This window comes from Mongoliitalea daihaiensis (assembly GCF_021596945.1).
Lineage (GTDB): Bacteria > Bacteroidota > Bacteroidia > Cytophagales > Cyclobacteriaceae > Mongoliitalea > Mongoliitalea daihaiensis.
Map to the genome: position 1 here is coordinate 3,706,397 of NZ_CP063779.1, position 26,562 is coordinate 3,732,958.

At 38.3% G+C, this 26,562-nt stretch carries 25 protein-coding genes; 5 read left to right on the forward strand and 20 right to left on the reverse strand.

The window, feature by feature from the left end; all coding sequences use genetic code 11:
- Nucleotides 1-70: 70 nt before the first annotated feature.
- The 14 genes from IPZ59_RS15860 to holA all read right to left on the reverse strand — a co-directional run bounded on the left by IPZ59_RS15860 (nucleotide 71) and on the right by holA (nucleotide 14,350).
- The gene (locus IPZ59_RS15860) at nucleotides 71-985 is read right to left on the reverse strand and encodes a helix-turn-helix transcriptional regulator (RefSeq protein ID WP_236137025.1); all 915 of its coding nucleotides are present in this window, start codon (nucleotides 983-985) and stop codon (nucleotides 71-73) included.
- 175 nt (nucleotides 986-1,160) lie between these two features.
- Nucleotides 1,161-2,033: a DUF5777 family beta-barrel protein gene (locus tag IPZ59_RS15865; RefSeq protein WP_236137026.1), complete on the reverse strand. Its 873-nt coding sequence runs from the start codon at nucleotides 2,031-2,033 to the stop codon at nucleotides 1,161-1,163.
- Between the two features lie 10 nt (nucleotides 2,034-2,043).
- A complete protein-coding gene (locus IPZ59_RS15870; RefSeq protein WP_236137027.1) occupies nucleotides 2,044-2,580 on the reverse strand; it encodes a YceI family protein in 537 nt (178 codons plus the stop codon).
- Nucleotides 2,577-3,071 carry a QcrA and Rieske domain-containing protein gene (locus tag IPZ59_RS15875; protein ID WP_236137028.1) on the reverse strand — a complete coding sequence of 165 codons (495 nt, stop codon included), beginning with the start codon at nucleotides 3,069-3,071 and terminating at the stop codon, nucleotides 2,577-2,579. Before IPZ59_RS15875 ends, IPZ59_RS15870 begins: the two co-directional genes overlap by 4 nt.
- Before the next feature lie 70 nt (nucleotides 3,072-3,141).
- Nucleotides 3,142-3,666: a hypothetical protein gene (locus tag IPZ59_RS15880; RefSeq protein ID WP_236137029.1), complete on the reverse strand. Its 525-nt coding sequence runs from the start codon at nucleotides 3,664-3,666 to the stop codon at nucleotides 3,142-3,144.
- A 55-nt stretch (nucleotides 3,667-3,721) separates the two neighbouring features.
- On the reverse strand, nucleotides 3,722-4,381 hold the full coding sequence (gene trmB / locus IPZ59_RS15885) for a tRNA (guanosine(46)-N7)-methyltransferase TrmB (RefSeq protein WP_236137030.1): 660 nt from the start codon (nucleotides 4,379-4,381) through the stop codon (nucleotides 3,722-3,724).
- 1 nt (nucleotide 4,382) lies between these two features.
- A complete protein-coding gene (locus IPZ59_RS15890; protein ID WP_236137031.1) occupies nucleotides 4,383-5,672 on the reverse strand; it encodes a bifunctional folylpolyglutamate synthase/dihydrofolate synthase in 1,290 nt (429 codons plus the stop codon).
- Nucleotides 5,673-5,674: 2 nt separating this feature from the next.
- Nucleotides 5,675-6,637 carry an energy transducer TonB gene (locus IPZ59_RS15895; protein ID WP_236137032.1) on the reverse strand — a complete coding sequence of 321 codons (963 nt, stop codon included), beginning with the start codon at nucleotides 6,635-6,637 and terminating at the stop codon, nucleotides 5,675-5,677.
- A 4-nt stretch (nucleotides 6,638-6,641) separates the two neighbouring features.
- Complete coding sequence (locus IPZ59_RS15900; RefSeq protein ID WP_236137033.1) at nucleotides 6,642-7,034, reverse strand: ExbD/TolR family protein; 393 nt, start codon at nucleotides 7,032-7,034, stop codon at nucleotides 6,642-6,644.
- 1 nt (nucleotide 7,035) lies between these two features.
- A complete protein-coding gene (locus IPZ59_RS15905; protein WP_236137034.1) occupies nucleotides 7,036-7,725 on the reverse strand; it encodes a MotA/TolQ/ExbB proton channel family protein in 690 nt (229 codons plus the stop codon).
- 1 nt (nucleotide 7,726) lies between these two features.
- Nucleotides 7,727-8,470 carry an SPOR domain-containing protein gene (locus tag IPZ59_RS15910; RefSeq protein WP_236137035.1) on the reverse strand — a complete coding sequence of 248 codons (744 nt, stop codon included), beginning with the start codon at nucleotides 8,468-8,470 and terminating at the stop codon, nucleotides 7,727-7,729.
- Nucleotides 8,471-8,548: 78 nt separating this feature from the next.
- Nucleotides 8,549-10,219: a TonB-dependent receptor gene (locus tag IPZ59_RS15915; protein ID WP_236137036.1), complete on the reverse strand. Its 1,671-nt coding sequence runs from the start codon at nucleotides 10,217-10,219 to the stop codon at nucleotides 8,549-8,551.
- Between the two features lie 11 nt (nucleotides 10,220-10,230).
- Nucleotides 10,231-13,218, reverse strand: coding sequence for a tetratricopeptide repeat protein (locus tag IPZ59_RS15920; RefSeq protein ID WP_236137037.1), 2,988 nt, complete (start codon nucleotides 13,216-13,218; stop codon nucleotides 10,231-10,233).
- A gap of 109 nt (nucleotides 13,219-13,327) precedes the next feature.
- Nucleotides 13,328-14,350 carry a DNA polymerase III subunit delta gene (gene holA / locus IPZ59_RS15925; RefSeq protein ID WP_236137038.1) on the reverse strand — a complete coding sequence of 341 codons (1,023 nt, stop codon included), beginning with the start codon at nucleotides 14,348-14,350 and terminating at the stop codon, nucleotides 13,328-13,330.
- 131 nt (nucleotides 14,351-14,481) lie between these two features.
- Between holA and IPZ59_RS15930 the strand changes: the two genes are divergently transcribed.
- Complete coding sequence (locus IPZ59_RS15930) at nucleotides 14,482-15,198, forward strand: tetratricopeptide repeat protein (protein ID WP_236137039.1); 717 nt, start codon at nucleotides 14,482-14,484, stop codon at nucleotides 15,196-15,198.
- Here IPZ59_RS15930 and IPZ59_RS15935 read toward each other — a convergent pair.
- Nucleotides 15,195-16,037 (reverse strand): universal stress protein, encoded by an 843-nt coding sequence (locus IPZ59_RS15935; RefSeq protein WP_236137040.1) that lies wholly within the window; start codon nucleotides 16,035-16,037, stop codon nucleotides 15,195-15,197. The genes IPZ59_RS15930 and IPZ59_RS15935 overlap by 4 nt on opposite strands.
- A 7-nt stretch (nucleotides 16,038-16,044) precedes the next feature.
- Entirely contained in the window at nucleotides 16,045-16,962 is a 918-nt protein-coding gene (locus tag IPZ59_RS15940; protein ID WP_236137041.1) for a 2-hydroxyacid dehydrogenase, read from the reverse strand.
- A gap of 186 nt (nucleotides 16,963-17,148) precedes the next feature.
- On the opposite strand from IPZ59_RS15940, the gene IPZ59_RS15945 reads away from it, so the two are divergent.
- Nucleotides 17,149-18,000 (forward strand): DUF2911 domain-containing protein, encoded by an 852-nt coding sequence (locus IPZ59_RS15945; RefSeq protein WP_236137042.1) that lies wholly within the window; start codon nucleotides 17,149-17,151, stop codon nucleotides 17,998-18,000.
- A 93-nt stretch (nucleotides 18,001-18,093) separates the two neighbouring features.
- On the opposite strand, the gene IPZ59_RS15950 is transcribed toward IPZ59_RS15945, so the two are convergent.
- Together IPZ59_RS15950 and IPZ59_RS15955 are read right to left on the reverse strand one after the other, a co-directional pair.
- The gene (locus tag IPZ59_RS15950; RefSeq protein WP_236137043.1) at nucleotides 18,094-19,761 is read right to left on the reverse strand and encodes a DUF6909 family protein; all 1,668 of its coding nucleotides are present in this window, start codon (nucleotides 19,759-19,761) and stop codon (nucleotides 18,094-18,096) included.
- A 154-nt stretch (nucleotides 19,762-19,915) separates the two neighbouring features.
- Nucleotides 19,916-20,434 (reverse strand): DinB family protein, encoded by a 519-nt coding sequence (locus tag IPZ59_RS15955; protein WP_236137044.1) that lies wholly within the window; start codon nucleotides 20,432-20,434, stop codon nucleotides 19,916-19,918.
- Between the two features lie 69 nt (nucleotides 20,435-20,503).
- On the opposite strand from IPZ59_RS15955, the gene IPZ59_RS15960 reads away from it, so the two are divergent.
- Together IPZ59_RS15960 and IPZ59_RS15965 are read left to right on the forward strand one after the other, a co-directional pair.
- Nucleotides 20,504-21,856 (forward strand): M28 family metallopeptidase, encoded by a 1,353-nt coding sequence (locus IPZ59_RS15960; RefSeq protein ID WP_236137045.1) that lies wholly within the window; start codon nucleotides 20,504-20,506, stop codon nucleotides 21,854-21,856.
- Nucleotides 21,857-22,126: 270 nt separating this feature from the next.
- Entirely contained in the window at nucleotides 22,127-23,086 is a 960-nt protein-coding gene (locus tag IPZ59_RS15965; RefSeq protein WP_236137046.1) for an N-acetylmuramoyl-L-alanine amidase, read from the forward strand.
- A gap of 2 nt (nucleotides 23,087-23,088) precedes the next feature.
- On the opposite strand, the gene IPZ59_RS15970 is transcribed toward IPZ59_RS15965, so the two are convergent.
- Nucleotides 23,089-23,730 carry a hypothetical protein gene (locus tag IPZ59_RS15970; RefSeq protein WP_236137047.1) on the reverse strand — a complete coding sequence of 214 codons (642 nt, stop codon included), beginning with the start codon at nucleotides 23,728-23,730 and terminating at the stop codon, nucleotides 23,089-23,091.
- A gap of 251 nt (nucleotides 23,731-23,981) precedes the next feature.
- On the opposite strand from IPZ59_RS15970, the gene IPZ59_RS15975 reads away from it, so the two are divergent.
- Nucleotides 23,982-24,551, forward strand: coding sequence for a hypothetical protein (locus IPZ59_RS15975; protein ID WP_236137048.1), 570 nt, complete (start codon nucleotides 23,982-23,984; stop codon nucleotides 24,549-24,551).
- Nucleotides 24,552-24,775: 224 nt separating this feature from the next.
- Here the strand turns inward: IPZ59_RS15975 and IPZ59_RS15980 are convergent, their stop codons facing one another.
- Entirely contained in the window at nucleotides 24,776-26,491 is a 1,716-nt protein-coding gene (locus IPZ59_RS15980; protein WP_236137049.1) for a sodium:solute symporter, read from the reverse strand.
- Nucleotides 26,492-26,562: the final 71 nt, after the last annotated feature.

Consider the following 26,562-nt stretch of genomic DNA (forward strand, 5'->3'; position numbering starts at 1 on the left):
CTTGTTTTCCCCCTACTGTATTTTATCGCTTGTATCTAATTTATCGGTTCTAGAATCTCCTATTTCGCTTCTAAAAATACGTCACCTTAGCTAGCTGATCTTGAATATATTGTTTAAGCTCTTCACCTTCGATGATTTTAACTTCCCCAGGTAAGCCTAAAATAAATCGAGCCAAGCCTGGCAATTGAGGGATTTTACCCTCAAAATAATATTGGTTTCGATTCTTTGTATATGTGAAGGGCTTAGCATCAGGAAATTCTTCCATCATTAATTGATATGCTTTTTTGCTTAATTTCAAAACCACTTCGAATTGGTTTTTTCCTGTAAAGCCAAATAGCCCTTGTTCCAAACGCTCGTGCAACTGTTGATAAACAAAACTTTTTGAAGTTAAGAGAACCTCCCCTATGCGCTCAATTTTAAATTGTTTCATCTCTTTGCTTTCCACCTCAAATGCAAATACCGAGTCGAAATTTTTATTGAACGCAACAGGTTCTACTAATCGATCTGAAACTGAATCTGAACTCAAAGAATAATAATCAGCTAAAATAACCTGATTTTCCTGTTTGATGGCTGACGCCAACAAGTCTACGAATATGCCTAGATTTGCATTAAAAAGCTTATGAATCGATTGATTAAAATCCGAACGGATGGTGATTTTTTGTAAAATAGCATCTTTTAATAAGTGTTTTTTTCCATGCTTAGAAAAAATCTCTTGCATGAAATCAATCTCTTCGTCATTAAAAGTGCCAAAAGCAAATTTATCCGGTGCTTCAACACGATCGATGATCTTGAATTTACCGTATTTCTTCTCAATCTCAAAACCTAAGGACTCTAACAGCTTAAAATACCTGTAAACTGTGCGTGTATCAGTCTGCAGAAGGTCTGCTAACTTATGCACTGTTTTCCCGATATTTCCCCTTAATAAATTTATAAGCTTAAAAACACGCAAGATTTTTTGCTGTTCTACACTGTTTGCCTTTGCCATATTATTAGAATTATTCGAAAAGTTAAGGAATTTACGATAAAAACGAATTATTAATGACATTAATTGTCTTAAAAAAATGCAATGCGTTTACTTCCAATAAAAAAAGGCTGGTATAGTCTTTAGAAGACACCAGCCTTTTTTTTCTGCAATTCCTTCATTCAAAATGAAAATAACTTTACCAGTCCATTCTACTCCGCTTCGTTGCAAAAACCCTGTTAACATTAAATCCCAATCGGAACTGTTCTCCAGGCACACCATTACCACCAGCTAATAAATATTGTTCATTTAATGCAGGTGAGGTTACAAAATACATCTGAAATACATGGCCTCCTGCTTCTAAATCAATGCCTAGTCCTACATTATTTCGTAAATCAGAGTTCAGATTGGGAATCCACTGAAGCGTTAGAGAGGCTTTCCCTGAAACCTTATATTTACCACTCATACCCAGAGCTAAATATAAATTTTGATCGCCCTCTAGAAAGAAAATTGGATTCATATCTGTAAAATAAGCCATCATAGGAGAAACTTGAACAGAAATTTTATCTGAAAAGCGTCTCGCTGCCATTAACTGAAAGGCATAGGAAGTACGGTTAACGAAACTTGGATCACCTTCAATCAGAAAGCTATAATCAGACGTATTGACTCCGGCTCCGCCCATTGCAGATAAAGAAAATGGCACTTTATCGTCATACGTTTGTTTGAAAAAATGGTAGCGTCCGTACAAATTATAAATCTTATCTAAACCCTGCCTCGCTGCACCTAAGGAGAACTTGTCGTTGAATCCATATTCAAAACTAAACTGTATGCTAGCTCCATTATCAATGCCAAACAGGTTCCTTAACCCACCGTCCAAAGTTCCGAACGTATGCATGATTGCAAAATGCAAGGTTCCTTTATCAACAGGTTCTACCGTTAGCAAGTTTATATTTCTAGGCGCGTGGAAAATCAAATCTACTTCCTGTCCTTCTGTGGACAATTTGCGCTCTAGCTGGGCCGAGAGCTGAAAATTGATTCCTAAGGCAATCCATAATAAAATAAGTTTTTTCATATTGGCACTCTTACTTTTTAAGACGAATAGACAAGTTGACGATTTGTTCTTCAGCTAACTCATAAAACATAACTTTCGGTATAGATATCTTGTAGTCAGACAACAAAACTTTGAACGAAGCTTTCAGCAGCAATTCATTTCCCTCCAAAGTGAGCTGCCCAGGAACTTCAATGTTTTTTTCTACCCCATGAATTTTGAATTGGCCAGATGCTACTACATTCACCGGAGTCCCATTTGTGAGCTTAGGGACTGTCTTCAATTTACCCGTAAATTCCGCAAAGGGGAATTTTTTAGTTTCCAGATAATTTTCTCGCATATGCCTATCTCTCAAACCGATGCCTGTTTTCAGGGTATTTAAGTCAATAAAAAAATCCAAAAGATTATTTTCTAGATCAACCAAACCGTTTAATTCATTCGATTTCCCTTCAAACTCACTCAAGGGTGCTTGAGAGATAAACACGATTTCTCCTTTTTCTCCTTTAAATTTTTGCGCTTGGACAGACCAATGAATGCTAAGTAAAAGGGAAAGTATGATAAGAAACCTCACGACACCTGTATGGTTAAAATATTTCCATCCCTGGAAACTGGAAATGATTGAAGGGGTCGAGTTGCTGGGCCATTAATTACAGAACCATCTACATTAAACCGCGAATTATGGCAAGAGCAGGTGAATACACTATTTGCAAAGGACCAATTCCTATCACAGCCTGAGTGTGTACATACGGAGGTCAATGCCGAAAATTGATTTCCACCAACGTTGGCTACTAAGACACGTGCTTGATTAGCTAAAACCCAACCACCTGCATTCGCCAAACCAGATACCTGTGAAAGATCAATGGTAAGTACATTATTTTCAAATTGCACTCCTTGGCCGGGAGTAGCAGTGGCAGGGGGTGTACCTGGCTCTGTATCATCCGAACATCCGGTGAAAAATCCAACACCAAACATTGACATTACGGCCAATGCACCACTTTTTTTCAGGAAGGCTCTCCTAGCTTCAGGAAGTGTTCCTGTTTGAATTTCGCTTGTTTTTTTCATAATCCGATATACGATAATGGTTTAGTAATCGGATTACTAACTCAGGTAAAAATAATTGTGTTTAAAAAAATTAAAACTTTCGATTTAAAATCTCTGTAAGGACGATCGCATCTCTTACAGACTTGGGGTTGTGTAACATCCGTGCATAGCGATTCACTGGCTTTACTTTTTTCTTTGAAACACCAACCTCTGTTGATTTGATGCCCTGAATAGATGCACTGATTCTTACCTGCTCATCCAAGGTTTTATATTTAGGCTTATAGTCCTCATCTAAAGCTCCTTGAAATGCTTGATATGCTTTTGGTTGATTAGCTTCTGGCATAGGCTGATAAGGCCGCTCTACCCTTCTATTTGGTTCTGGCCTTCTCTCCTCTTTCACTGTGCCTTGACCAGTCTGTTCAAAGTCCTTTTCTGCCTCTTGCTGACCTCTTCGGATTTCACGTAGTAAATCCTCGAAGGATGCTGGTCGCTGCTGTGGTGCCTCAGAAGAAGTATCAGAAGAGTCCTTGGGGGCCTCCGGTTTATTTTTCTTCAACGCAGAATAAATGAAGTAAATGATAACAGCAATCAGGTATATGATATTCCCAGCATCCATGCTTTCAAAGTTTTTTACTAATATACAGAAATCTTAGCCCTGAGGTTAGCTTTTCTTACAAAAATCTAAATTTCAAATACTTGATTTTCTCCCCTTTTTCAGAAAAAATCTTTTCATACTTAGTTTGTATACCATGATGTTCGTTTTTCCAATCAGAAGAATAAAAATCATAGGTATATGCCACTATTTCAATATCTTCTCTGCTTTGTACTAAAGCTAAGGTATAATCAAATAGACCAGTATTATCTGACTTAAAATGCACTAATCCATCTTGCTTTAACATTGACTTGTACATCTCCAAAAATCTAGGGGAAGTCAGTCTTCTTTTTTCATCTCCATCACGAGGGTATGGATCAGGAAAGGTAATCCATAGTTCTGAAATTTCTCCCTGATCAAAAAATTTGTCTAACAGTTGTATCTGTGTTCGTAAGAAAGATACATTGTTTAAATCCTCTTCAAGAGCAATAGTACTTCCTTTCCAAATACGGGCACCTTTGATATCTACACCTATAAAATTCCTATTGGGATACTGCCTAGCTAAACCAACTGTAAATTCACCTCTTCCACAGGCCAATTCAACGGTTAAAGGTTGACGATTTTGAAACTGAAGTCCATTCCACTTTCCTTTGACCTGTTCAAAAATTTCTTTACCCTCCTGAACTACATTCCAGTTTTCCTCATTATCCTGGAATCGTTGCAGCTTTTTTCTACTCATGTTATAAGTCTTTAATTTCAGCGACCACAAAGGTACTGCCTCCGATGAATATTAAATCTTCTTTTACTGCCTTTTTCTTGGCAAATGCTATCGCCTCGTTGACGTCAGGTATAACCACTGCTTTCAATCCAAAAGCTTCTGCCTGTCTGGCGAGGTCTGCCGCCTTCATAGCCCTTGGGATGGTAGCTTGGCAGCAAATGTAGGATGCATTTTTTGGAAGTATGGCTAAAACTTTGGAAACGTCTTTGTCCTGGACCATCCCTAGGACTATCCATAACTGTTGAAAAGAATATGCAGTCAACTGATCCAAAATCATCCGAATCCCATCCTCATTGTGGCCTGTGTCGCAAATCACCAATGGGTCTGAGCCGAGTATTTGCCACCTACCTTTAAGTCCGGTAAGATCTACTACCCGAGATAATCCTTGTGTGATCGCTTGCAACGAAATTTTCCAACCTTTGGACTGTAGTACATCTATTGCTTTTAAAATACCCGCCAGATTTTTCTCCTGATACTTGCCCAACAATTGTAACTTGAATTGAAAAGTTTCATGCAAATTATTCTGAACGCTGTAAGTTGCCACACCTTGAGTATCACCCAACCGGTGAACTTTATAAAAATCTTCTGCAAAAAATAGTAAAGCCTGTTCCTCCCGAGCTTTTATTTGAAAAACGCTTTTGACAGCTTGTTGCGTTTGACTAATTATCACGGGAATTCCCGACTTGATAATACCGGCTTTTTCGCCTGCTATCAAAGGTAATGTTTCGCCTAAAAACTGCATATGATCAAAACCAATATTTGTTATAAGTGCCAATTCAGGCTCGATGACATTGGTACTATCCAAGCGTCCTCCCATACCTACTTCAACAATGGCAATGTCTACCTGCTCTTTAGCAAAATGCCAAAATGCCATCCCTACGGTCATTTCAAAAAAGCTTGGTTTAAAATCATCTAAAAAAGCTCGATTAGCCTCTACAAAGTCAATTACTGCATCTTTAGAAATTTCCTGCCCATTGATTTTAATACGCTCCGTAAAAGATTTTAAATGAGGAGAAGTGTACAATCCAACTTTGTACCCCGCTTGCATCAAAATGGCCGCTAACATATGGGAGCTGCTTCCTTTCCCATTTGTACCAGCCACATGGATGGATTTAAACTGCTTTTCAGGATTACCCAAGTGCTTACAAAGGGCAATCGTATTACTTAAATCCTTTTTAAAAGCTGCAGCACCGATGCGTTGAAACATAGGCAAAGCATTGAACATATAGTCCAACGTTTCAGCATAGGTCATGATTAATCTACTTTGATGATAAAGGTAATTCTGCCTTGAGAAAACTCCGCTGTTGGATTCCCGCTTTGTCTTTTGAAATTGATCTGATTCAAGACTGTTCGATAATAGGCAAGTACCTCATTGGAAACATTGTATTCCAGGGGTACCGATTGAACAATTTTACCATTATCATCCACTGTGATTCTGAAGACAATTCGTCCATTCCGCGTAGATACATTATCTCGTATAGTTGGCTGAGAAGCAAATTCCCAACCTGCCAAATCCAAACCTATTCCCGAGGAAGGGCCTGTATTTCCTGTACCTGTTCCTTGCCCCATAATGGCACGTCCATCCACAGTACCTTGAGGACGTCCCTCATCTCCTTTGGTGGTGGATGAGCCTTGAGCAGAACCTGTTACTGGCTGCGTAGAGGTACCCGTCGAACCACCTGCGCCCATTAAGGCGCGTTGATTTACTTGAGGTGCTTCTTCTGCCTTGGTCGTGGTTTGTTTGGCATCTGCATCAGCGGGCTTTGTAACTGGCGTTGGCTCTCTTCGGGCAGGCGTAGTTTCTTTGGTAGTACTTGGACTGGGCTTATCACTACCCTTCACAGGGCTAGGGGTTTTCGATACTGCTTCAAGATTTTGCTGCGTAGGCTTGGTCGCCGGCTTGGCAACTTCAGTTTTTGGTTGAGCAATAGGAACAGTAGCTTCGGTAGGTGTAGGGCTTTGTTGTCCTGGTGCAGGAGCATCCGTGTTGGTCGTTTGCACATCGGACGGCTGAGCGGTTGTGGGCCTATTACCCGATCCCACATCAGAAAAACCCAAGTTCAACTCCATGCCATATTTTTGTAAAGGTGGGATTTGCTCTTTCCAAACCACAATAAAATAAATAGCCAACAGTACCAACACATTGACGAGGATGGTAATGAGGAGTGCCTTTCGTTTATTTTCGGCTTCTTGGCTATTTGTTTCCCAAACTTGCATAGACTTATTTATAAGGTTTGGTGGCTATGGATACATTTGCTTCCAGTCCGGCTGCAATCCCTCCGATTTCCACTAAATATTCGACAGGAACCTCCTTATCAATGTGCAAAACTACTTGACCTTTTTTTTCAGACAAAAGAGCTGTTAGCTCTGATTTAATATCTTCTCTATTGACAATTCGGTCATTGACTGAAAAGCGAAGGTCTTTGGTTACCGTAACAGTCACTTCTTGCATTACAATATCAGATGCTTCACTTGACGGAAGATTGACCGGTAAGCCAGAGGGCGTAATAAACGAAGACGTCAACATGAAAAATATCAGCAAAAGAAAGATGATATCAGTCATGGAGGACATACTGAACGCGGCATCAACTTTATGTTTGGACTGTAAACCCATCTTATTTTTCCTGTAACATGTCTATGAATTCCACAGAGGTATATTCCATGCTGTGAACCAATTTAGAAACTTGAGATACCAAGTAATTATACCCGAGATAGGCAATGATCCCCACTACTAAACCTGCTGCTGTGGTAATCATCGCTTCGTAAATACCCGTCGATAGTAATTTAGGTGAAACCATTCCTTCTTCTTGAGCTACCCCAATAAAGGCCCGAATCATCCCAGCTACAGTACCCAAAAACCCAATCATAGGAGCGGCACCTGAAACCGTGGCTAATACTCCCAAGTTTTTTTCCAACTTGTAGATTTCGATTTTACCTACATTTTCTATAGATACCTCAATATTTTTAAGTGGACTTCCAATTCTTTCCAAACCTTTGGATATCATGTTTGCGACAGGCGTGTTATCACCGACACACATAGCTTTGGCCTGCTCCACTTTTCCTGATTGAACTAATACTTTTACCTGATCCATCAAATGTTTCGGAGATTTCGCTGCTTTTTGGAGCGTTATCAATCGCTCGATAAAGATGAAAATAGCCAAAACAAATAGAATGTAAAGAGGAATCATCATATATCCTCCTTTTAGAATTAAATCCAATAAACCTATACTCGGTTTACCCGCTTCCATTACTGAAAGACTATCCAAGGCCATTTGACCTTCCGTAATTGCTTGTGCTAGCATCATATTAATATTTCAAAATCCATACAGATTCACTGAATTGAGCTTTTGCAGGCTCAAGGGCATTGGAAGCATCCCTAAAGGAAGCAAATTTTCCCGCTGCCAATCGATAATTTTTATTATCATCGTACGGCAGTATCTTCCACAAATTAACTCCCTTTGAAAGATACTTTTCTGATTCTTCCATTGCTAAGGCTTCATTTGGAACACTTGCTACAATGATGTAATAGGTCGCTCTATCCCCCCTCCCACTGACAGTTACCATACTTCCTCGAGTTTCATTTTCTATTCGGGTAGTTGGGGCTGCTACTACCTTAGGGGCCTCTGCAACCTCCTCAGTACTAATAACGACCTCTTCAGTAATAGGATCATCTACAGCTAACTCCTCTTCCAACACTTCTACATCCTCTTGAGCTGCAATACTTTCCTCTTCTTTTGCTGATTCTTGATCAACAACCAACTTTTGTGGATTTATTTCGTCTGCGTAGTACAAGAAATATGCCATAGCTGATAAAATCAACAAGATGGATACAAGTAAAAACACTGTGATTGCTTTAGATTTTTTAGACTTCTCCACAGGGCGATCACTAATAGTAGTAGCTTGTACTACGGGAGTTGCTTGAGCTACCTCAGGTTTTGACATTTGGGGCTCTGATGCAATCTCTTTAAACGTCTTCACAGGAGCCTCACGGCTGTCGAGTTTCACTGGTTCTACGAAGGGAAATCCGTAATCTTTATCGTTTATGTCCATGGCAGGGTCTCAAAAATGATTGAATTTACGAAACTAACATTATTCGGTTAATTGACAAAAATTCAGTCTAGGAGCTTATTAGAACTTAAAGGTAGCCCCTAAAATACCTTGAATCCCTCGAACCGGATAGTTGATGAAGCGTTGATTGGTTCTGTTCAGCAAATTATTACCCACAGCAAAAGCAGAAATACGTTCTGTGATCTTGTAATCAGCCTTTACTTGTAAGTCTAACACCGTGGGCAGAGTAGTGATATCATCAGAACCTACGTCCGCGACCTGGATCCCTCCCATAGCTAGTACATTCATTTGAATCAACCATTGTTCTGTAGGTCTAAAATTATTATTCCATTTCAACTCCACAGAAGGCCGATGAAATGCTGCCTGTAATTCAGAAGTGGTGTATTGAAAATAGTCAACACCAAAACTTCCAAAATACCAATCCCCTTGTTTATAACCCACTTTAGCAAAATAATTCAACACTTGTGTTTCTCCATCAAATAAGATTTCGAAACGTAAGCTATCGGATACTGCAGTGTTGAAGAAATGCATATTTCGAAACCTCCCAAAAGAAAAGCCTGCTTCGTATGTAAGCGATTCCACTAAGGTCCCTTTTGCTCCAGCAGTTACTTTATACCGCTGAATGGTATTCAATAAAGTAGTCGACGGTCCTAAGAATGGGTTTTCATTTACAAAATCCAAGTACGTTTTTCTCTGAACATCTCCCGCAAAGCTTACAAAAGCACCGATTTCATCCTGAATTTGATAACCTGCATATATATCAGGATACACATGAAAATCAGAACGCTTATTTGGACTGATATCATTTTCGATGATAATATTCGCTCCTATTTTTAATTCCAAGTGTTCGTCTTTGTATTCAAAACTTGGACGAATACCAAAATAATTTCGATTGATGTCACTGTAAAACTCGTCTCTAGGCCGGGTAAGGCTCAAGTCTAAATCAATGGATGAAAACATTTGTTCATTGAGCCAATAGTCCGTGTTAATTCCTAACAGAACTTCTGTTTCAGCTGCTTGATACTGATCATTGAAACCTCTAATACCGATCTTTGCATCGTAATTTAAACCTTCTAATTTATCTAAATCTGAAATCCCCGCCTGTACCTGAAATGTTTGTAGGGTATTTTGGTTAGGAATAAAATCTACTAGCAATAAATCCTCTGGATCATATCCATAAAAATTTAGTCGGTGCCGATCATAGCTTACACCTCCATACAATTGAAAAAAATCCTTGTACAAATTACCATCTGCTTTGATATTCGTAAAGTTTTCTCCTGAATTTCTACCAGCAATAGGCCCTGTGTAAAAACCTTCATGTTTCACATATGCACCCACCGCATAATCGCCATCTTCCCACAGATTATACCTTCCTTCCAAGATGGGAGAACTGTAATTACCATATCCAACGCGAGCAAAGCCAGGAAACAGTTCTTCCTTTTTCAGCGGGAATTGTTTTTGTGCGGCTGTGGCATTTATTTCAGACGGTTGAGTTAGGATAGTATATGTTTTTGGCTCATAGGAAAAGCTCGTATTGCTACTAGGTGTTGGCAAGGTAGGAAGCTTTTCAAACCTTCTGCTTTTCTGAGGCAGTGTCAGCACACGATCTTTGCGGATGATAAATTCCTGATCCTTCACTTCACCCGTTTGCTGAGCATGCAATGAGTTTGAAAGTATCAATCCTCCCCAAAAAGCAAAGGCAACTAATCGATGGGTAAATTTGGTCTTCATGGGCTGGAAAATTAATTGAGTTGGTTTAATCGTTCACGTGCCATTCGCTTTACTTCTTCGTTGACAGCATTTTCAATAATGGATTGTAAGGTTGCTTTCGCTTGAAAAGCTTCTCCTAACTTTTGATAATTTTCTGCTATGAGGATAAAGCTTCTTCCAAACCAATAATCATAGGAAGAAAACGCATTGGAATAGTCGAAGATAAGCTCGTTGGAGGCAGCGTGTTGGCCATCTTTTGATTTTCCCTCCGCCCACAAAAACAAGCCTTCTGCTCCATGTATCGTTTTATATTCCTTAACTAAGTTTTCGAAAACGCCTTCAGCCTGCCCTTTCTTATTGGTTTTAAGAAGAGCTTTCGCTTTAAGTAACAAGGCCTGCGGGATTGCATCAGGTACCACAGCGCCTAGGTTGATGATTCTATCGGCAACTTCTAGGGTCTCATCCATACGGTTCAGGAGGTAGTAAGCTTCCATCATCCCTTTCAATGATTCATATTCTTCTACTTGATTCCTTGCATTGGATAACGATTCTCTGTAGAAAGGAAGAGCTTTTTCAACTTGACCGTTTTCCATTTCCAAACTTGCAATCCGTTGGATAGCTCGGATACGTTGGGGGGAAGCCTGCTCCTTTTCTAAACGATAAAAGGTTTCTAAAGCATCGTTCTTCCGTCCCAACTTCATTTGAGCGTCTCCAATAAAAAACAAAGCCTCTGGTTTGTTGGAGGATTGTGGGTAATTTCTCAAATACATGTTGAAAGCAGTGATAGCTTGTTCCGAATCATTTGAAAAATACAGGTTTTTCGCCGCTTCATACTCTAAACTTTGCACACTTTTGTTATCTGGATTAGCAGAACGGTACTTACTCAAATACTGACTGAATTCTCCTGATCTATTTTGCATAGCAAGCGTTTCCTGCAAGCCCACCAAGGCTGCTTCTGCATTGGAAGCATTTGGGTGATTATCCAGAATGCGCTTGTAATCTTCAATAGTGGCATTAAAATTCTGCATAGAGAAATTGGCAATTGCTCTTCCTTCCAATGCAAAAGGAATAAAGGGACTACTTGGTCGGGTACCAATCAATCGTGTGAATCCATCGCTCGCTTCTGCATAATTTGTCATTTCCATTAAAATCTGCGATTTCTGATAAATTGCATCTTCGAGATATAAGCTATTTGAAAAATTATTGATGAGTGTGGTCAATTCAACGATAGCCTCATTGTTTCGATTTTGAAAATTAAATACAACTCCACTTCGGAAATACGCATAATCAATGAAGTCATTTTGCTCTCGAATTGCACGTTGAAAAATTGTCTGTGCATCAACAAACTTTTTTTGGACATAATAGACATCTCCTAAGCGAATCAGCGCCTCATCGTAATTTTGCGGGTCAATACTGCCTTGCAATAGGTTTACGTAGCTCCTAAAATGATTTTCTGATTTTTCGTATTGTTGTGTATTGAATAAAGAATAACCCAACCCATAATGGGTTTTGGCTGTAATCGGATTGCGTGAATCTGGACGCTGGGCAAGTACTTGTTCATACGCACGAATTGCCTCCGGCAATTTTTCTTGAGCTGCAAAATTTTCACCTTTCCAGAAATGAGTTTCCATAACCAATCCTTTATCTATCGGCTCTTTCAAAGATTTATCAAAAAGCGTATTGGCAAGATCGTGCCTTCGGTCACGGTAATAGACTATTCCTTGGTAAAAGGTTATTTTTTGATAGGCGCCCCTTAAGCGATCAGACTTTTTGGACATTTTTTCCAATTGATCGATCGCCCGAAGATAATTACTGGTATTGATAAGGGCATCTGTCAATAGTCCTTCAGCCTCAGACCTGTAAGTTCCATTTGGGAAAGTATCTAAATAATTATCCAACGCATTGACCGCTTCTTGAAAATTCCCTCTTTCCAAGTTTACCTTAGCAAAATTGACAAGGGCATCTTCCTTCACTTGAATGTCGGCATTACTTTTATATGCAGCGCTGAAACTATTTGAAGCAAACTGAGGATTATTCAATTTGATATAGGCATGTCCAAGATAATAGGAAGATATTTGAGCCAATTGATCATCCCCCACAGCCGAAATTTTCAAATAGTCAGTTGCTCGCTGATAATTACGAATCTCATATTGGGAAATCCCTGCTCTGTAAACCTGTGTACGATTTAAGTCAGACTTCTGTGCATTGACAAAAGCGTCATAATTGGCAGCTGCTTTATCAAAACTCTTTTTTTCAAAATAAGCCTCTGCCAAATACAAATGAATAAGTTCCCTACTTTCTAAATTGGAGCGATTCTGTAGTGCTGGCTCAGCGTATGCTATCAATTCATCGAAATATCCCTGCCGATAAAAGATAGCAGATAGCAGGGCGGGAACTTTATTGGCGTAAAAATTGGATTTATCTGCTTCCTTCAAGTCGCGAATAGCCTGATCATATTTTTTTTGCTCCAAAGCAATAAAACCTGCATAATAAAACGCATCCGGACTGTATGAAGAATTATGAGATTTAACCGCATTGAAGTTCAACAAGGCATTTTGATAATCTCGCAATTGAAAATAAGCATAGGCTTTTTTAAACAAGACTTCAGAGCCTTGCTCATAACTTACTTTACTGACGTTCACTTTATTGTAAGCAGGAATAGCTTCCCTGTAATTACGCTTATCAAAAAAGAAATCACCTAAGATGTGTGCAGCGTCATTGGCCAACGGATGATTTGGATTTTTACGGATGAAAATATACACCCCATCCGAAGCATTGGGTTGTTCAATTTTCAACGCTGCAATGGCCTGGTTAAAATTCCCATGTAGTTGGATTTCTCCTGGAGTGCCATCAGAGGACAACTCCTTAAAAGAATAGCCCGCTGCACTAAACAAATGCTTGTCCATCAATTCAAAAGAATCATCAAATAACTTGGTGGAACTTCTTTGATATAGCCCAGATTGTGAAAACCCTTTTGTGCAAAGAATGACAGTTAACAGAAATAAAACACTGAATTTCATGTATTTACAATTAGTTATAAAGAACACACGGAATCCTGCACCATGTGAGGTTATCCCAATGTTTGAGGTTTTCCTCAAGCTTGATTTCATAAATGAGTCTGCTAGGCGTTTAATGCATGATTTTGAAAACTAACTCCCGGAGAATTTCAGAACCTGAAATACTACCAGAATCGACTCCTTTGGAGCGTAAATCTGCTTCTCGGATGTATGAAAAACTATCAATAACCTTGCCTAATTGATAGTTTTTTGCAGCAATTCTATACTCTTTCACAAAATAGGGATGCGCACCAATCAATTTAGCGAGTTCGTTATCCCCCGAAGACTTATTGTAATGTACGAGCGACAGTTTAGAAAAATAACCAAATATCACTGAGATTATAGGAATAACTGGATGGTTTTTAGGATTTTGAGAGAAATAATGAATGATCTTATTGGCCTTATCAACGTCCTTAAATCCCATTGCCTTTGTCAATTCGAAGGCATTGTAATCCTTATTGATTCCAATATATTTTTGAATGTGCTCTTTCGTGATTTTAGTAGGCTCCGTGAAGTTGATTATCATTTTGCCTACTTCATTCGCTAATACTTCCAAATTATTTCCAATACTATCTGCTAAAAAACTTGCGGTAGGTCCATCTATTTGATGACCCTGACTCCGAATATACCCCTCAATCCAGCTGGGAAGCGTATGCTCTTTCAGTTTTTCGGTTTTGACAAAAACAGCCTTTTTATCCAATTCTTTTGCTAAAGCCTTTCGACCATCCAAGGATTTGTATTTATGAGCAAATACTAAGATTGTACTTGGCAGTGGATTTTGGATATAATGAATCAATAGGTTATCAACTTCTTCCTTCCCCAAACCTGGAATATTTTGAGCCTCTTTGACAATAACTACCTGTCTATCGGCCATCATTGGAAAACGTTTGGCATTGGATAATATAGCAGGCATGGCAACATCCTTTCCATACATCACCATTTGATTGAAGCCTTTTTCATGCTCTTGTAAGGCATTTTTTTCGATAAAATCTGAAATCTGATCGATAAAAAAAGGTTCATCACCTTGTAAAAAATAGATAGGAGCAAATTTCCCGTTTTTTAAGTCCTTTAAAACGTCTTCTGCTTTATATGCCATAATCACGAATTCTTTTTCAAATATAAACATTAATCTAAAGGCATTTTTGAGAGAGGCGCATTCAAAACATATTTTTTTAAACTTTCTACTGACAAATTTTGTATGTATTTAGAAACCAAGAATAAATTACCGTGGAGAATTTTGATAAAAGTGTCTCTTATTTCAAAGAGGGAAAGTTTGATCAGGCCTTAGTGGAAATCAATCGGTGTATCCAATCAGACGCTGTCAATCAAGAATATTATTTTTTCCGTGCCCGAGTCCTTTCACGCATGGGGAAATTTCAAGAGTCGTTAGCTGATTTTGATTGGCTACAGGAAAAAGATGCCTATAATCCTACCTATATCTCAGATCGGGCTGTTGTACTGCATTTATTGAAGAGAAATGAGGAGGCTTTGAATGAATTTGACCGAGCATTGAACTTGGAACCACAAAACCCTTACCGTTACTCTAGCCGAGCTTACTTTAAAGATAGAATTGGAGACCACAAAGGTGCCATTGAAGATTATGAAAAAGCGATTGAATTAGATCCAGAAGATGCAGTGTCCTACAATAATAAGGGAATGGTAGAGGAGAAAATGGGCTATATTCAAAAATCGAAGAAGAGTTTTGAGAAGTCCGATGAATTGATTGGATACACTAAAAAAGAACAAAGTGCTCAACCTACTAATGCATCTCCTTCCCCTAAAAAAGACCCTCCCATGATTACCATGGAACCGATGGATACAGAGGAAAGAAAAATTACTTTTCAATCTTACATAAAGACACTTAAGGAGGTATTCCTCAATGAAAAGGTGCGAGATGACTTTTGGAGCTTTATCAAAAATGGATTACGGTCAAGAAAGTCTTAAACTTTCTTGACCACATATAATGGTTTATTGATAAAATAAGACATTTTTCTAGAGATGTTTTTATCAAAGATTTGTTCAAACCAAGTTTTTTTCTTGCTCAACGTTACCAAAATATCACCTTTAGCGGTAATAAGATAATTTTCCAGCCCGAGTCCCGCATCATCCCTGTAAGCTTTCAATACGAAATTAACTTTTGGATATTTAATAAATGGTTTCAATTCTTGGATCATCGTTTGATGCAAGCTTTTATCGATTGATTTTACTTTAGTACTGACATGAACAAGATCTATTTCAGCATCAAAAAAGCCAGCCAACTCACTGATTTTTTGAATAGCTAATTTATCTTCTTCCAGATAGTCAGTTGCATAAACAAGCTTGCGAGGAACTTTGAAATATACTCTTCGAGGTATCGCTAAGACATCGATTTCAGCACGTTCTACGACTTTGGCTGTTCGTGTACCTACATAGTTCTTTTTAAAATCATTGATACCTTCTGTACCAATGACTAATAAATTCGCGTTTTCTTCTTTTGCAAAATCAAGGATTGAACTAACAATTTTACCTTCACGGATAACTGCAGTACAGGATTTCAGACCTTTGGGTATGCTCTCTTCGGAGACGGTCTTTACCAGATTTTCTAACTTTTTTTCTACAAATTCATAAGACTGACCATTACTTAACTCTTGGGCAGCCAACTTCTGATAATCTTCTTTATCTGGAACGTGAAATAGAATAAGTGCTGCCTGATATTTTTCACCTAATTTAGCAGCATATTCAATTGCATTTAAAGAACATTCTGAGAAGTCTGTGGGACAGATAATTTTAAAAACAGATTCCATGGTGTGATTAATAGCCTTTAATTCTATTTATTTGGTTTATTAAGGGTTGGGACATTTTCATTCTTCTAAAATTTTCAAGTATTTGAGGTGCCGCAGCATTCGGATTGGTAACACTGGCTATATGTGGCGTCATCATGATTCTCTCTTCTTCCCAAAATGGGTGATTGCTGGGAAGAGGTTCAACATGAAATACATCCAGTAAGGCACCTGAAATATAACCTCTTTCCAAAGCTACTAATAATTCTTGTTCATTTAAATGTTTTCCTCTAGCAACATTAATTAAATATGTGCCAGGATTGCATTTTTTAAATAACTCCAGATTTAAATACCCCTCAGTTTCGGCCGTTAGAGGAAGCATGCAAACCAATACATTGATCTGTTGCAAAAAATCATCCAGTTGAGAGCCAAAATAATAAGGATAAGACATGATTTTAGGACTTTTTCCAAATCCTGAAACCTTAAAACCCATGTATGACAACTTATCTACGATATCATTTCCCAAGGCACCTACTCCTAAGACACCTATACTAACTTCTATTTCTGGACTGGACATGTCCCATCGTTTTTCTCGTTGCTGCTGTTGATAACGCACTAGTTGCCTATGGTGATTGAGTACTCCCATGACCACGTAGTTAGTCATTGACCAAGTAAGTTTTTCATCCACAATCCGAGTTATTGGTGTATGCTCTGGTAGCTGAGGATCCTTCAGAATATGGTCTACCCCAGCTCCCATGGAACAAATAAGTTTCAAGTTTGGAAACTCTAATAAAATACCTGGAGGGTGATTCCAGAGCAACGCAGCTTCCACTGATAGTGGGTCTTGAATATCAGGATATACTTGAATAGGAATGGAAGGGTCCAATGATTGGAAATTGCTGATCCAAGCATCCATATTTTTGCCTGGACTAATAATTGCTAATCCCATGGTGAAGTATTAGTGGATTTGGATGAAGAAAATACAAACATATAACTATTCAATACTACAACAAGATTTAGACAAAAAAAAACCATTCATCTAAGCTTTAGCCCTAGACATCCATCAATCTTATAGTACCCCTAAAAAATTTAATTTATATTGCAAACAATACATTAACCAAAACTCATGGAATATATGAAAGTACATGTTGGATTCTTAGCGGCTTTATTTATGGCTGCATTTTGGATCAATACAGAAGCGCAGCAAATCAATATGCCACAAGCGAGCCCTTCAGCAAAAATTAGCCAGAAAATAGGACTTACCGATGTTACGATAGAATATGCACGCCCAAGTATGAAGGGAAGAAAAATTTTTGGAGAACTAGTGCCTTTTGGAGATGTTTGGAGAACAGGTGCTAATGCTGCTACACTTCTCACATTTTCTACGGATGTTAGTATCGAAAATCAACCACTTCCCGCAGGAACTTATGCACTTTATACCATTCCAGGGAGAGATGACTGGACCATAATTATTTCTTCGAATACAAAGTTATGGGGAGCAGTAGGTTACAATGCAGAAGATGATGTATTACGCGCGACAGTTAAATCAGGAAAAACTGGTCAGCGATACGAAACCATGGAATTTAATTTTGTGGATATGACAGATAACGCAGCATCTGTAGCGATTAAATGGGAAAATACGCGAGTCAGTTTCCGGATTGAGACAGAAGTGGATCAAATCGTTATGGATCAAATCAAAGCATTGATCATTGATCAAGAGGTTACAAACCCAGGTTTATACTACCAAGCTGCCAATTACTATTTTACGAATAAAAAGGATTTAAAAATGGCCTATGATTGGATTAGTAAATCGGTTGAAGCTGATCCTAAATACTGGACTATGCATTTAAAAGCAAAAATTGAAGCTGAGTTAGGATTGAAGTCTGAAGCTATACAAAGTGCAACAAGTTCGATGGCAATGGCTAAAGAAGCTAAAAATCCTGATTATGTAGGATTGAATGAACGTTTGATCCGTTCGTTACGGTAATGCATCGCTAATCGTTGTGAACCAGAAATAAAAAAACGGATAAAATCAACTTTATCCGTTTTTTCTATAGTTTAGTTGCTGTTATGAGTTAGATCAAAATAGCTTTTCAAATATTTTGTATGTGATCAAATAGGTCGGTCTGACACCTTCCATTCCCAAGGCTCCAGAAGCCAAAGTACTTCCAGTTTCCAGCGGATTATCAGAGGCGTAATACGCATACAATACTTTCACATTTCGTCCTATGCTTTGACGGATTTTGCTTTCTGACTGAATCGCTTTTTGATAATGTGCTCCTTCCATTTCCAGTCCGATAGCTTTCCAAGAAGATTGCATAAGATAGCTAAGGACATCTTTATTTTGAAGAGAAGTACCTAAGACAGTAAACATCGTTCCTTGATACACTCCTAATCCAAATCCTTCAAAATCCTCTTTGGTAAATAGATTTTCTAAAGGATAATTATCAGCAGTTCCTTCAAATACGTGACTATCGGGAATCATAATATCGCCCTTATGTCCAGTCAAAATCCCCGCTTTACCCATAATACTTGCAGACTGAACCCGCAACGGATGGAATTTTCCATCTTCGGTTTCATATGGCTTTAATAATTCATCAAAGCACTCATACGCTTGCTCTCCAAAAGCATAGTCCATTACAAGAATTACCGGTCTATCTTTTTTCTCTTTTGGAAGTTTCTTTCCAGGAATGATGGTATCTACCGTCATTTTCGCTGTATCCAAAAGTTGAACGTGGATATTTGTTCCCGAAACATCGTTTACTTCAATAAATCCATGATTTAAGGCATACGAATAAATGTCTTTTCCTTTATTGCTTTTCACGCCTTGACTAATTGCAATCGCTTCTTTTTCAATTGCTTCAAACGTCTTTAACCCTAAAGCTTGATGCCCATAAACGGTATTTAGTACTGAGTGTAAATTAGCCGAAATGATGTGGATGGGTCGATCAATCAAACCTTCTTCAAAAAGTACTTTTTTGATACTGTTTGCCCATAGCTCACCATAAACATGATGTCCTACTCGCATACGAAGGGTTGCTGAGAAAGAGATTTCCCTATCTAACTCGTGAAAAGCCTCGTCCATCGATAAATTACCCAAATGATATACCACATGGAATAAACTATGAACATGATTGGAGTTTTCAAATTTCACAACCGCAGTATGGGTTTCTTCAAATGTTCGTCCAATAACATGACTTAAATAGGAACAAGCGACTTCCATATCAAACTCTTCGCCTCTTGATTCCTTTTCTACTAATTGACCCAACATTTTCCAATTTAAATCAATTCTTCCCTTGGCATCGGTACTATTCTTTCTGATTTTTTCAGATTCAATGTACAAAAATGTCAAATGGGTCAAAATATCGTAAATATCGGACCTTCCTCTTGTCATCTCGACATACATCTGATCGGCATCTACCCTGTAGCAGTTTCTTCTTCTTTTGGGAGGAACTATCGGTGGGAATGTGGAATTTTCATACCCTTCTCTACTGATCAATCGAATGTATCTGCACTCTTCAATTCCTTTAGGCAAGCGCTCCATTACGTATAGGAGTCCGTCCAATTCAATTTTTTCGTCCTGACCTAATGCGCCATAAATTTCAGGACTTAACACTAAAAGTGAATCTACAAGCGATTCCCCCGAAACTCCCATCGGTTTATAGGACCCTCTCATAAAGAGATGTCTCATGGTGATGTATAGTTTTTCGATGGCTGCTCTTGATTCTTGTGCTCTAGTTCTTTGCATATTTGTAAAATTAGTTATTAGATAAATTCTGCAAAATTACACTTTTTTCATGAATTTCAGGCTATTGTTTTGATTAAATTGTAAATACAAGGGAATGCTTTTCCAGATTCAAGCTATTTTTCCCAAACAACAAGTGGTTAGCAAACACTTCAAATTAACCATACCTCTCCTTCAAAATCCTCAAATGATGTGCTGCATGCCCTGGAATAATCGCAATCAAGGCTCTTACAGAAACTTCCGTACCATTCGCGATTCCCCTAGCTTGGTACTGATCTACACGGATCGTTCGAATCATTTGAAGGATTGCTTTTCGATTGGCTGCAAAATCAGCTAACAAGTCTTCTACAGTAAGCAGATTAAAATTCCCCTCCGCGATGTAGAGATCTTGGTCAAAACCTGGTAGTATAGCATGCTCCCCTCTAGCAAAACAAAATGCGCGAAAGGCCATTACACGATCTGTATCTGTAATATGTGCTAATAATTCCTTTGGAGACCATTTTCCATGTGCATATGGTGTTGATGCCCAAACTTTATCCTTACTTTTAAAAATATCAAAAACCTCTTCAATTTGAGTATAAATTAGCTCAAGGACATTTAAGTCTTTAACGATATCCAAATAATTCTGATAGTAGGGGTGATATTCTCCCGTTAAGGGCCTCATCGTCTCATTCATGTAAAAGCATTTTTAAAGCTTATCAATTACAGACTAAATTAGTACGTTAAGAATAAAAAAAATCATCCCATGAAAAATATTTTACTGTTATGCTGTATTTTGATAGCACTTCCAGCCCTCTCTCAAACTCAGCTCGTCCATAGAAAAGCGTCCATTAGCCAAATGATTGATGAAATTACTGCTGAGAACCTGGAAAAATATGTACGAGATTTAGCTGACTATCGAACTCGTCACTCCTTAAGTAAAGGTAGTTCAGCCCAAGAAGGCATCGAGGCTTCCCAAGCTTATGTTTTAGGGTTATTCAAATCTTTTGAGAACCAATCAAATGGACGATTAACTTCTAGTATCGATTATTTCACTGTCCAAGGGGATGGTCGAAGAATCCCACAAGATGTACAAATAGGAAATGTGATGGCCACTTTAAAGGGTACAGACCCCACAGATGACCGTATTTTCATTGTTTCTGCACACATCGATAGTCGCGCGTTAGATGTAATGAATATCAGCATCGATGCACCTGGAGCCAACGACGATGGTTCTGGCGTTGCAGCAGTTATTGAACTTTGCCGCATCCTATCCAAGCGTGAATTTCCTTCAACTATTATCTTTGTGGCCGTTACAGGAGAAGAGCAAGGACTCAAAGGAGCAACTCATCTTGCAGAGCGCGCTAAAAATGAAAACTGGAATTTGGTTGCTATGCTCAACAATGACATGCTAGGCAATAGCAATTCATCCCAAACAAATATCAATGACAACACGCGTGTCAGAATTTTTTCAGAGGGTGTTCCTGTAGCAGAATCTGAGCGTATGGCTGCTATTCGTCGGTATACTAATGGGGAAAATGACAGCAAGTCAAGGCAATTAGCTCGCTATATGAAAGAGTTGGGAGAGCGCTATGTAGATCAACTAGAAGTGAAGTTAGTTTATAGAAATGATCGCTTTCTTCGAGGAGGTGACCATACTCCTTTTGCCCAGCAGGGATTCACTGCAATACGAGTAACTGAAATGAATGAAAATTACTATCATCAACATGAAAATGTCCGACTAGAAAATGGCATTCAATACGGAGATTTACCTGAGTTTGTAGATTTTGAATATGTCAGAAAAAATACTGCATTGAATTTGGCCTCACTTGCTTCCTTAGCTTCTGCTCCATCTGAACCTCAAAATGTCCGAATTGATGTGAGAAGACTAAGCAATACAAGTACCTTGCTTTGGGACGCACCTACCAACGGTAAGGCTAAAGGGTACTATGTATTGATGCGAGAAACAGATGAGTCTATGTGGCAGAAGAAATTTTATACGGAGGAAATGACACTCACTATCCCCTATTCTAAAGATAATTATTTCTTTGCAGTTCAGGCCGTAGGTATAGACGGTGACGAGAGTTTGGCTGTATTTCCATCCCCACTTACTCGATAAGCATTCCACTATTTAGGACTTTCAGATGAAGTTTCATCTGAAAGTCTTCTAGATCCTAACACATACCTATTTTGATTTAAAGCCATTTTTCAGGTTAAACTGATAGATATCAACCTTTTTTCAACCCCTTTTTAGGCTATCTTTAATGATTTACTAATCATTACATAATAAGTGCATGAAAATCAATTACTTAAAATTGTGATTATGTTTATTTTTTGCTACATTGGTTAACATTTAATTCCCACTTATGAACCTTTTTCTTTACTAACGATGACAACAAAATACAATTTTACTAAACTATCCTTGGCTGAATTTGGAAATTGGCTTTCCGCACAACGAGTTGGTAGGACCATCTTAAAAATTCAACAACATCACACCTATATACCATCATATCAGCACTTCAATGGTTCCAACCACTTTGAAATGCAAAGAAGCATGCGCAACACGCATATGAATATCAATCGATGGTCTGAAATTGCCCAACATTTTACAATTTTTCCAGATGGGACTATACTTACCGGAAGGTCCCTTGAAGATACACCTGCTGGAATAGTCAATCAAAATGCTAATGCAATCTGTATGGAGCATATTGGTTTTTTTGATCGAAATAAAGATGAAATGACGCCTGAACAACGGGAATCCATTGTAAAAGTAACTGCTCTACTCTGTCAAAAATTTAATTTGCCTGTTAATACCAATAGCGTCATTTATCATCATTGGTTTTCTAGTAAATCCTGCCCAGGAACCAATTTCTTTGGAGGTAACAAACGTGTGGATTGTGAAACACATTTTTTACCTCTGGTAAAACAAGCACTCAATTTACCCAGTACACCCACTATCAACACTGATGGAGGAATTCAAAAGTATGCTTTAGTAACAGCAAACAGTTTAAATGTCCGAACAGGTCCAGGCGCTACTCATCCAATTTCAAGTGATAGAGGTGCATTGCTGACTCAGTCGATTATCAGAGTATATGAGGTTCAAAACGATTGGTATAAAATTTCGAAAAGCTCTAAACACTGGGTTTCAGGAAAATTCACAATAGATGTTCAGCGATACATCGTTGTTCCAAAAACGTTAAATGTTCGCTCAGGACCTGGGACAACATTCTTTGTCGTTGACAAAATCCATCAAGATGAAAACGTTTTCATTACTGAAATTTCCGGTAGTTGGGCTAGAATAGGACTAGAGGATCGCTGGGTGTCCAAGAGTTTCTTGCAGCAGTTTTAAAATCAAAACTCTTTTCGAATAAATAATCCGGGATGCTGATTCCAGTCAGTTTGCCTCTGCCCACTACTTTCAGAAGTAAACTGATTGATGTCCATGCCCAAGCCAAACTGGAATGTTTTGTAATCTAATCCAAGCCTGATTGCTTGCTCACTAAAATTATGTTGTCTAAAATTAAAATTTGAATTAGCTATTACTTGTGTAAAAAGACTCCACCGGTCGTTGATTTTGGGTCTGAATTGGACAAATGCGAAAACATCTAAGTTGGGATTACGCGTCACTTCTATACTTGGGAATATACTCACAAGCCAATTATCTGAAATCTTTGTATAATTGAAAGCAACAATAGGAGAAAAGCCATCCTGACTAACAAAACCACCTGCTGCAAGTCCAAAATTTTCGGTTAACGAATAATTTACAGTAGAAAAATTAAATAATGAATTTGGATATGCTGGGTTATGACTAATCCTAAAAAGATTATAGCTAAAAAAGCTGAATCTTGAACTATCCGAAAAAGCTAATTCCCCCCAGAATTCATGGCTAGTATATCTTTTGGTTGAAAACACTTCGCCAACTATTTGTGCTTTCCCTGCTGTAGATAACACCCAACAAATGACCACTAAATGCACTTTAACTAGATTTTTCATGAAAATTCTTCTTAGTGATTACAATAACATGCGAATGGATAGTTCAAATAACAGTTAGTAGAATCGAAAAAGTTTACCTAGTTGCAATAAAATTTCCGAATCCTCGCGAGGTACCTTACAAAAACTTTTTGGGTGGTTACGCTACAATTTGAAAACAAACCCATATCTTTAGGTTAAATTGTTAAATTTCGTTTTAATTCATTGAAATCAATTTTAGTCTTCCTTTTTATAACCCACTATTTCAGTTATTTATGTTTCAAAAATTAATCCTCTGTTTTTTTGGACTGTTGCTGTTGACTATTCCTGCTATTGCCCAAAAACAAAAATTTGAGCGTGAGACTTTGTTCGGACCTGCTGCTTTTATAGATGCTCCTATCAGCGGTGAAGGATGGAGGCCGGGTTTTGGTATTGGACTATTGCGGAGGGTAAGCAAAAGAAGCGGTTTTGAAACTGGTCTATACTTTAGAAACTACCCTGAATTTATATCGGTATCAACCAACAATCGAACCTTTGAAGCGGTGATTCAGGAACGGAATTTGATGATTCCATTAATGTATCGATTTCAAAACAAATGGTTACATTTTTCTTTTGGACCGACTGTTGATTTTTATATGGGATGGAAACAAGTGTCTGGCACTGATATAAGTGTGGATACTTATGAACGATCACCTGCCATTGATCTTGGGATTATGACCAAAATTGGGGTACCAATCACTGTTTCGGATAAAATTAAAATACTGCCTGAAGTACGATTCAACCCTGCTTTTGTATTTTACAGAGTGTATGGAGGAGTTGGTGTGACTGTATGGTATAGGAATTGACTGGTTGATTTGCTGGTAAAATTAATAGGTTAGCCGTATGCTACCTTTCATGCTATCCAAAATAAATTCTAGGATCCATCATTCGAACACTAGTAACTATCAGTATAGCCCTGCAAAAAACCATTATTCACTCAAAAGAACTTCAACCAACCCAGGATAAATCAAATAGCTTTAGTTGTTTTGCTGTGTTTTCAAAACTTTTAGTAGATCTAGTACTAATTCATCTACTGCTTAACCGATTCTCTATTGATCACTTGGATCAAGCCAGCAAACACCATTACAGCAATACAACCTATTGCATTATACCACAAGAATCCAATATTGATAGCAATACCCCATAAGCTATCGCCATTATTGAAATGAATCAATAAGATCAAGGCTTCTGCTAGAAATGCAGCAATAAAAACGGCATTTCCTTTGACCCACTTCATGTAAAACCCTACAATAAATATACCCAAAATTGTCCCGTAAAAAAGGGATCCTAATAGATTGACTGCCTGAATGAGGTTTTCAAATAAGGTAGCATAAGTGGCAAAAAGAATGGCTATAAGGCCCCAAATAGCTGTGAACCACTTCGAAGAAAGCATATAGTGATACTCAGATCCTCTCTTCACGATGGATCGCTTATACAAATCTACCGTGGTCGTACTTCCCAAAGCGTTTAACTCCGAAGCTGTAGAGGACATTGCGGCGGAGAAAATTACTGCAAAGAGTAAGCCTACAATTCCTTTGGGGAGGTAATCCATTACAAAACGCATAAAAATATAATCCGTATCTCTCGTTTCCGCCAGTCCATCATTCCGTACAATAAGTTCTTTGGTTTCCTTTCGGATGCTTTCTTGGTAAAACGTTTTCTTCTTGATATTGTCCTGAGCTATGGCTACTGCTCGTTCATCGTTGATAGCAATGGCTTCTAACAATTCTTCGATATCTTTCTTTTTTTCAACAAACACTTGATTGTATTCTTCTTTTAAAAAATCAAAATCCTGCTTGTAGGGAGATTGTTCCAATTGCTCCGTTTGAACTTTATTAAAAACAACTGGAGGTTCGTAAAACTGATAGAAGACATATACCATTACCCCAATGAATAGAATGATGAATTGCATAGGTACTTTGAGAAGTCCATTCATCATCAATCCCATGCGGCTTTGCGTCAAAGAACTTCCAGAAAGATAGCGTTGTACCTGCGATTGATCGGTACCGAAATAAGATAAAAAAAGGAAAACTGCTGCTGTCATTCCTGACCAGAAATTATAACGGTCTGCCAAATTGAACTCAAAATTAACGATATTCAATCGTTCCATTTTACCGGCTACGTGCATGGCTTCTGTAAACTTTACTGGCAGCATGTTGATTACAAAAATTCCTGCTAGAACCATCCCCCCCATCATCACAGCCATTTGCTGCTTTTGCGTAATAGATACAGCCTTGGTACCTCCCGAAACTGTATATATGATCACTAAGACACCAATAAAAATATTTGTGAATGTGAGATTCCAACCCAATAAAGTAGAAAGAATAATGGATGGAGCATAAATTGTAATTCCCGCTGCTAAACCTCTCTGAATCAGGAAAAGTAATGCAGCCAATGTACGGGTTTTGAGGTCAAATCTTGATTCTAAAAACTCATATGCAGTATAAACCTTCAGTTTGTAATACATAGGTAAAAAAGTAACTGAAAGGATAATCATCGCCACTGGTAAACCAAAGTAAAATTGGATAAAACGCATGCCGTCCTCATAAGCCTGCCCAGGTGTACTTAGGAAAGTGATGGCAGAGGCTTGGGTAGCCATGATGGACAAGCCTATGGTCCACCAGTTCATATCGTTTCCACCACGGATATAAGACTCCATATCCTTAGCCCCATAGGTTTTCCAAACACCGTAGCCTACAATAGCTGCCAATGTCCCAAACATCACTAACCAATCAATCAGACTCATGAGAAATACTCAGTTATCCAGTAAAACAGGGCAATAAAAATCACCAATACTAGCATCAAACTTATATACCA

Excerpts from the sequence above, each read along its gene's own strand:
- holA (WP_236137038.1), bottom strand. The coding sequence starts at position 14,350 with ATGGCATATAAAGCAGAAGACGTTTTAAAGGACTTAAAAAACGGGAAA.
- IPZ59_RS15960 (WP_236137045.1), top strand. The coding sequence starts at position 20,504 with ATGAAAAATATTTTACTGTTATGCTGTATTTTGATAGCACTTCCAGCC.
- IPZ59_RS15950 (WP_236137043.1), bottom strand. The coding sequence starts at position 19,761 with ATGCAAAGAACTAGAGCACAAGAATCAAGAGCAGCCATCGAAAAACTA.
- trmB (WP_236137030.1), bottom strand. The coding sequence starts at position 4,381 with ATGAGTAGAAAAAAGCTGCAACGATTCCAGGATAATGAGGAAAACTGG.
- IPZ59_RS15955 (WP_236137044.1), bottom strand. The coding sequence starts at position 20,434 with ATGAATGAGACGATGAGGCCCTTAACGGGAGAATATCACCCCTACTAT.
- IPZ59_RS15860 (WP_236137025.1), bottom strand. The coding sequence starts at position 985 with ATGGCAAAGGCAAACAGTGTAGAACAGCAAAAAATCTTGCGTGTTTTT.
- IPZ59_RS15900 (WP_236137033.1), bottom strand. The coding sequence starts at position 7,034 with ATGGGTTTACAGTCCAAACATAAAGTTGATGCCGCGTTCAGTATGTCC.
- IPZ59_RS15975 (WP_236137048.1), top strand. The coding sequence starts at position 23,982 with ATGTTTCAAAAATTAATCCTCTGTTTTTTTGGACTGTTGCTGTTGACT.
- IPZ59_RS15910 (WP_236137035.1), bottom strand. The coding sequence starts at position 8,470 with ATGGACATAAACGATAAAGATTACGGATTTCCCTTCGTAGAACCAGTG.
- IPZ59_RS15890 (WP_236137031.1), bottom strand. The coding sequence starts at position 5,672 with ATGACCTATGCTGAAACGTTGGACTATATGTTCAATGCTTTGCCTATG.
- IPZ59_RS15915 (WP_236137036.1), bottom strand. The coding sequence starts at position 10,219 with ATGAAGACCAAATTTACCCATCGATTAGTTGCCTTTGCTTTTTGGGGA.
- IPZ59_RS15865 (WP_236137026.1), bottom strand. The coding sequence starts at position 2,033 with ATGAAAAAACTTATTTTATTATGGATTGCCTTAGGAATCAATTTTCAG.
- IPZ59_RS15980 (WP_236137049.1), bottom strand. The coding sequence starts at position 26,491 with ATGAGTCTGATTGATTGGTTAGTGATGTTTGGGACATTGGCAGCTATT.
- IPZ59_RS15935 (WP_236137040.1), bottom strand. The coding sequence starts at position 16,037 with ATGGAATCTGTTTTTAAAATTATCTGTCCCACAGACTTCTCAGAATGT.
- IPZ59_RS15940 (WP_236137041.1), bottom strand. The coding sequence starts at position 16,962 with ATGGGATTAGCAATTATTAGTCCAGGCAAAAATATGGATGCTTGGATC.
- IPZ59_RS15965 (WP_236137046.1), top strand. The coding sequence starts at position 22,127 with ATGACAACAAAATACAATTTTACTAAACTATCCTTGGCTGAATTTGGA.
- IPZ59_RS15880 (WP_236137029.1), bottom strand. The coding sequence starts at position 3,666 with ATGGATGCTGGGAATATCATATACCTGATTGCTGTTATCATTTACTTC.
- IPZ59_RS15970 (WP_236137047.1), bottom strand. The coding sequence starts at position 23,730 with ATGAAAAATCTAGTTAAAGTGCATTTAGTGGTCATTTGTTGGGTGTTA.
- IPZ59_RS15920 (WP_236137037.1), bottom strand. The coding sequence starts at position 13,218 with ATGAAATTCAGTGTTTTATTTCTGTTAACTGTCATTCTTTGCACAAAA.
- IPZ59_RS15905 (WP_236137034.1), bottom strand. The coding sequence starts at position 7,725 with ATGATGCTAGCACAAGCAATTACGGAAGGTCAAATGGCCTTGGATAGT.
- IPZ59_RS15895 (WP_236137032.1), bottom strand. The coding sequence starts at position 6,637 with ATGCAAGTTTGGGAAACAAATAGCCAAGAAGCCGAAAATAAACGAAAG.
- IPZ59_RS15945 (WP_236137042.1), top strand. The coding sequence starts at position 17,149 with ATGAAAGTACATGTTGGATTCTTAGCGGCTTTATTTATGGCTGCATTT.
- IPZ59_RS15875 (WP_236137028.1), bottom strand. The coding sequence starts at position 3,071 with ATGAAAAAAACAAGCGAAATTCAAACAGGAACACTTCCTGAAGCTAGG.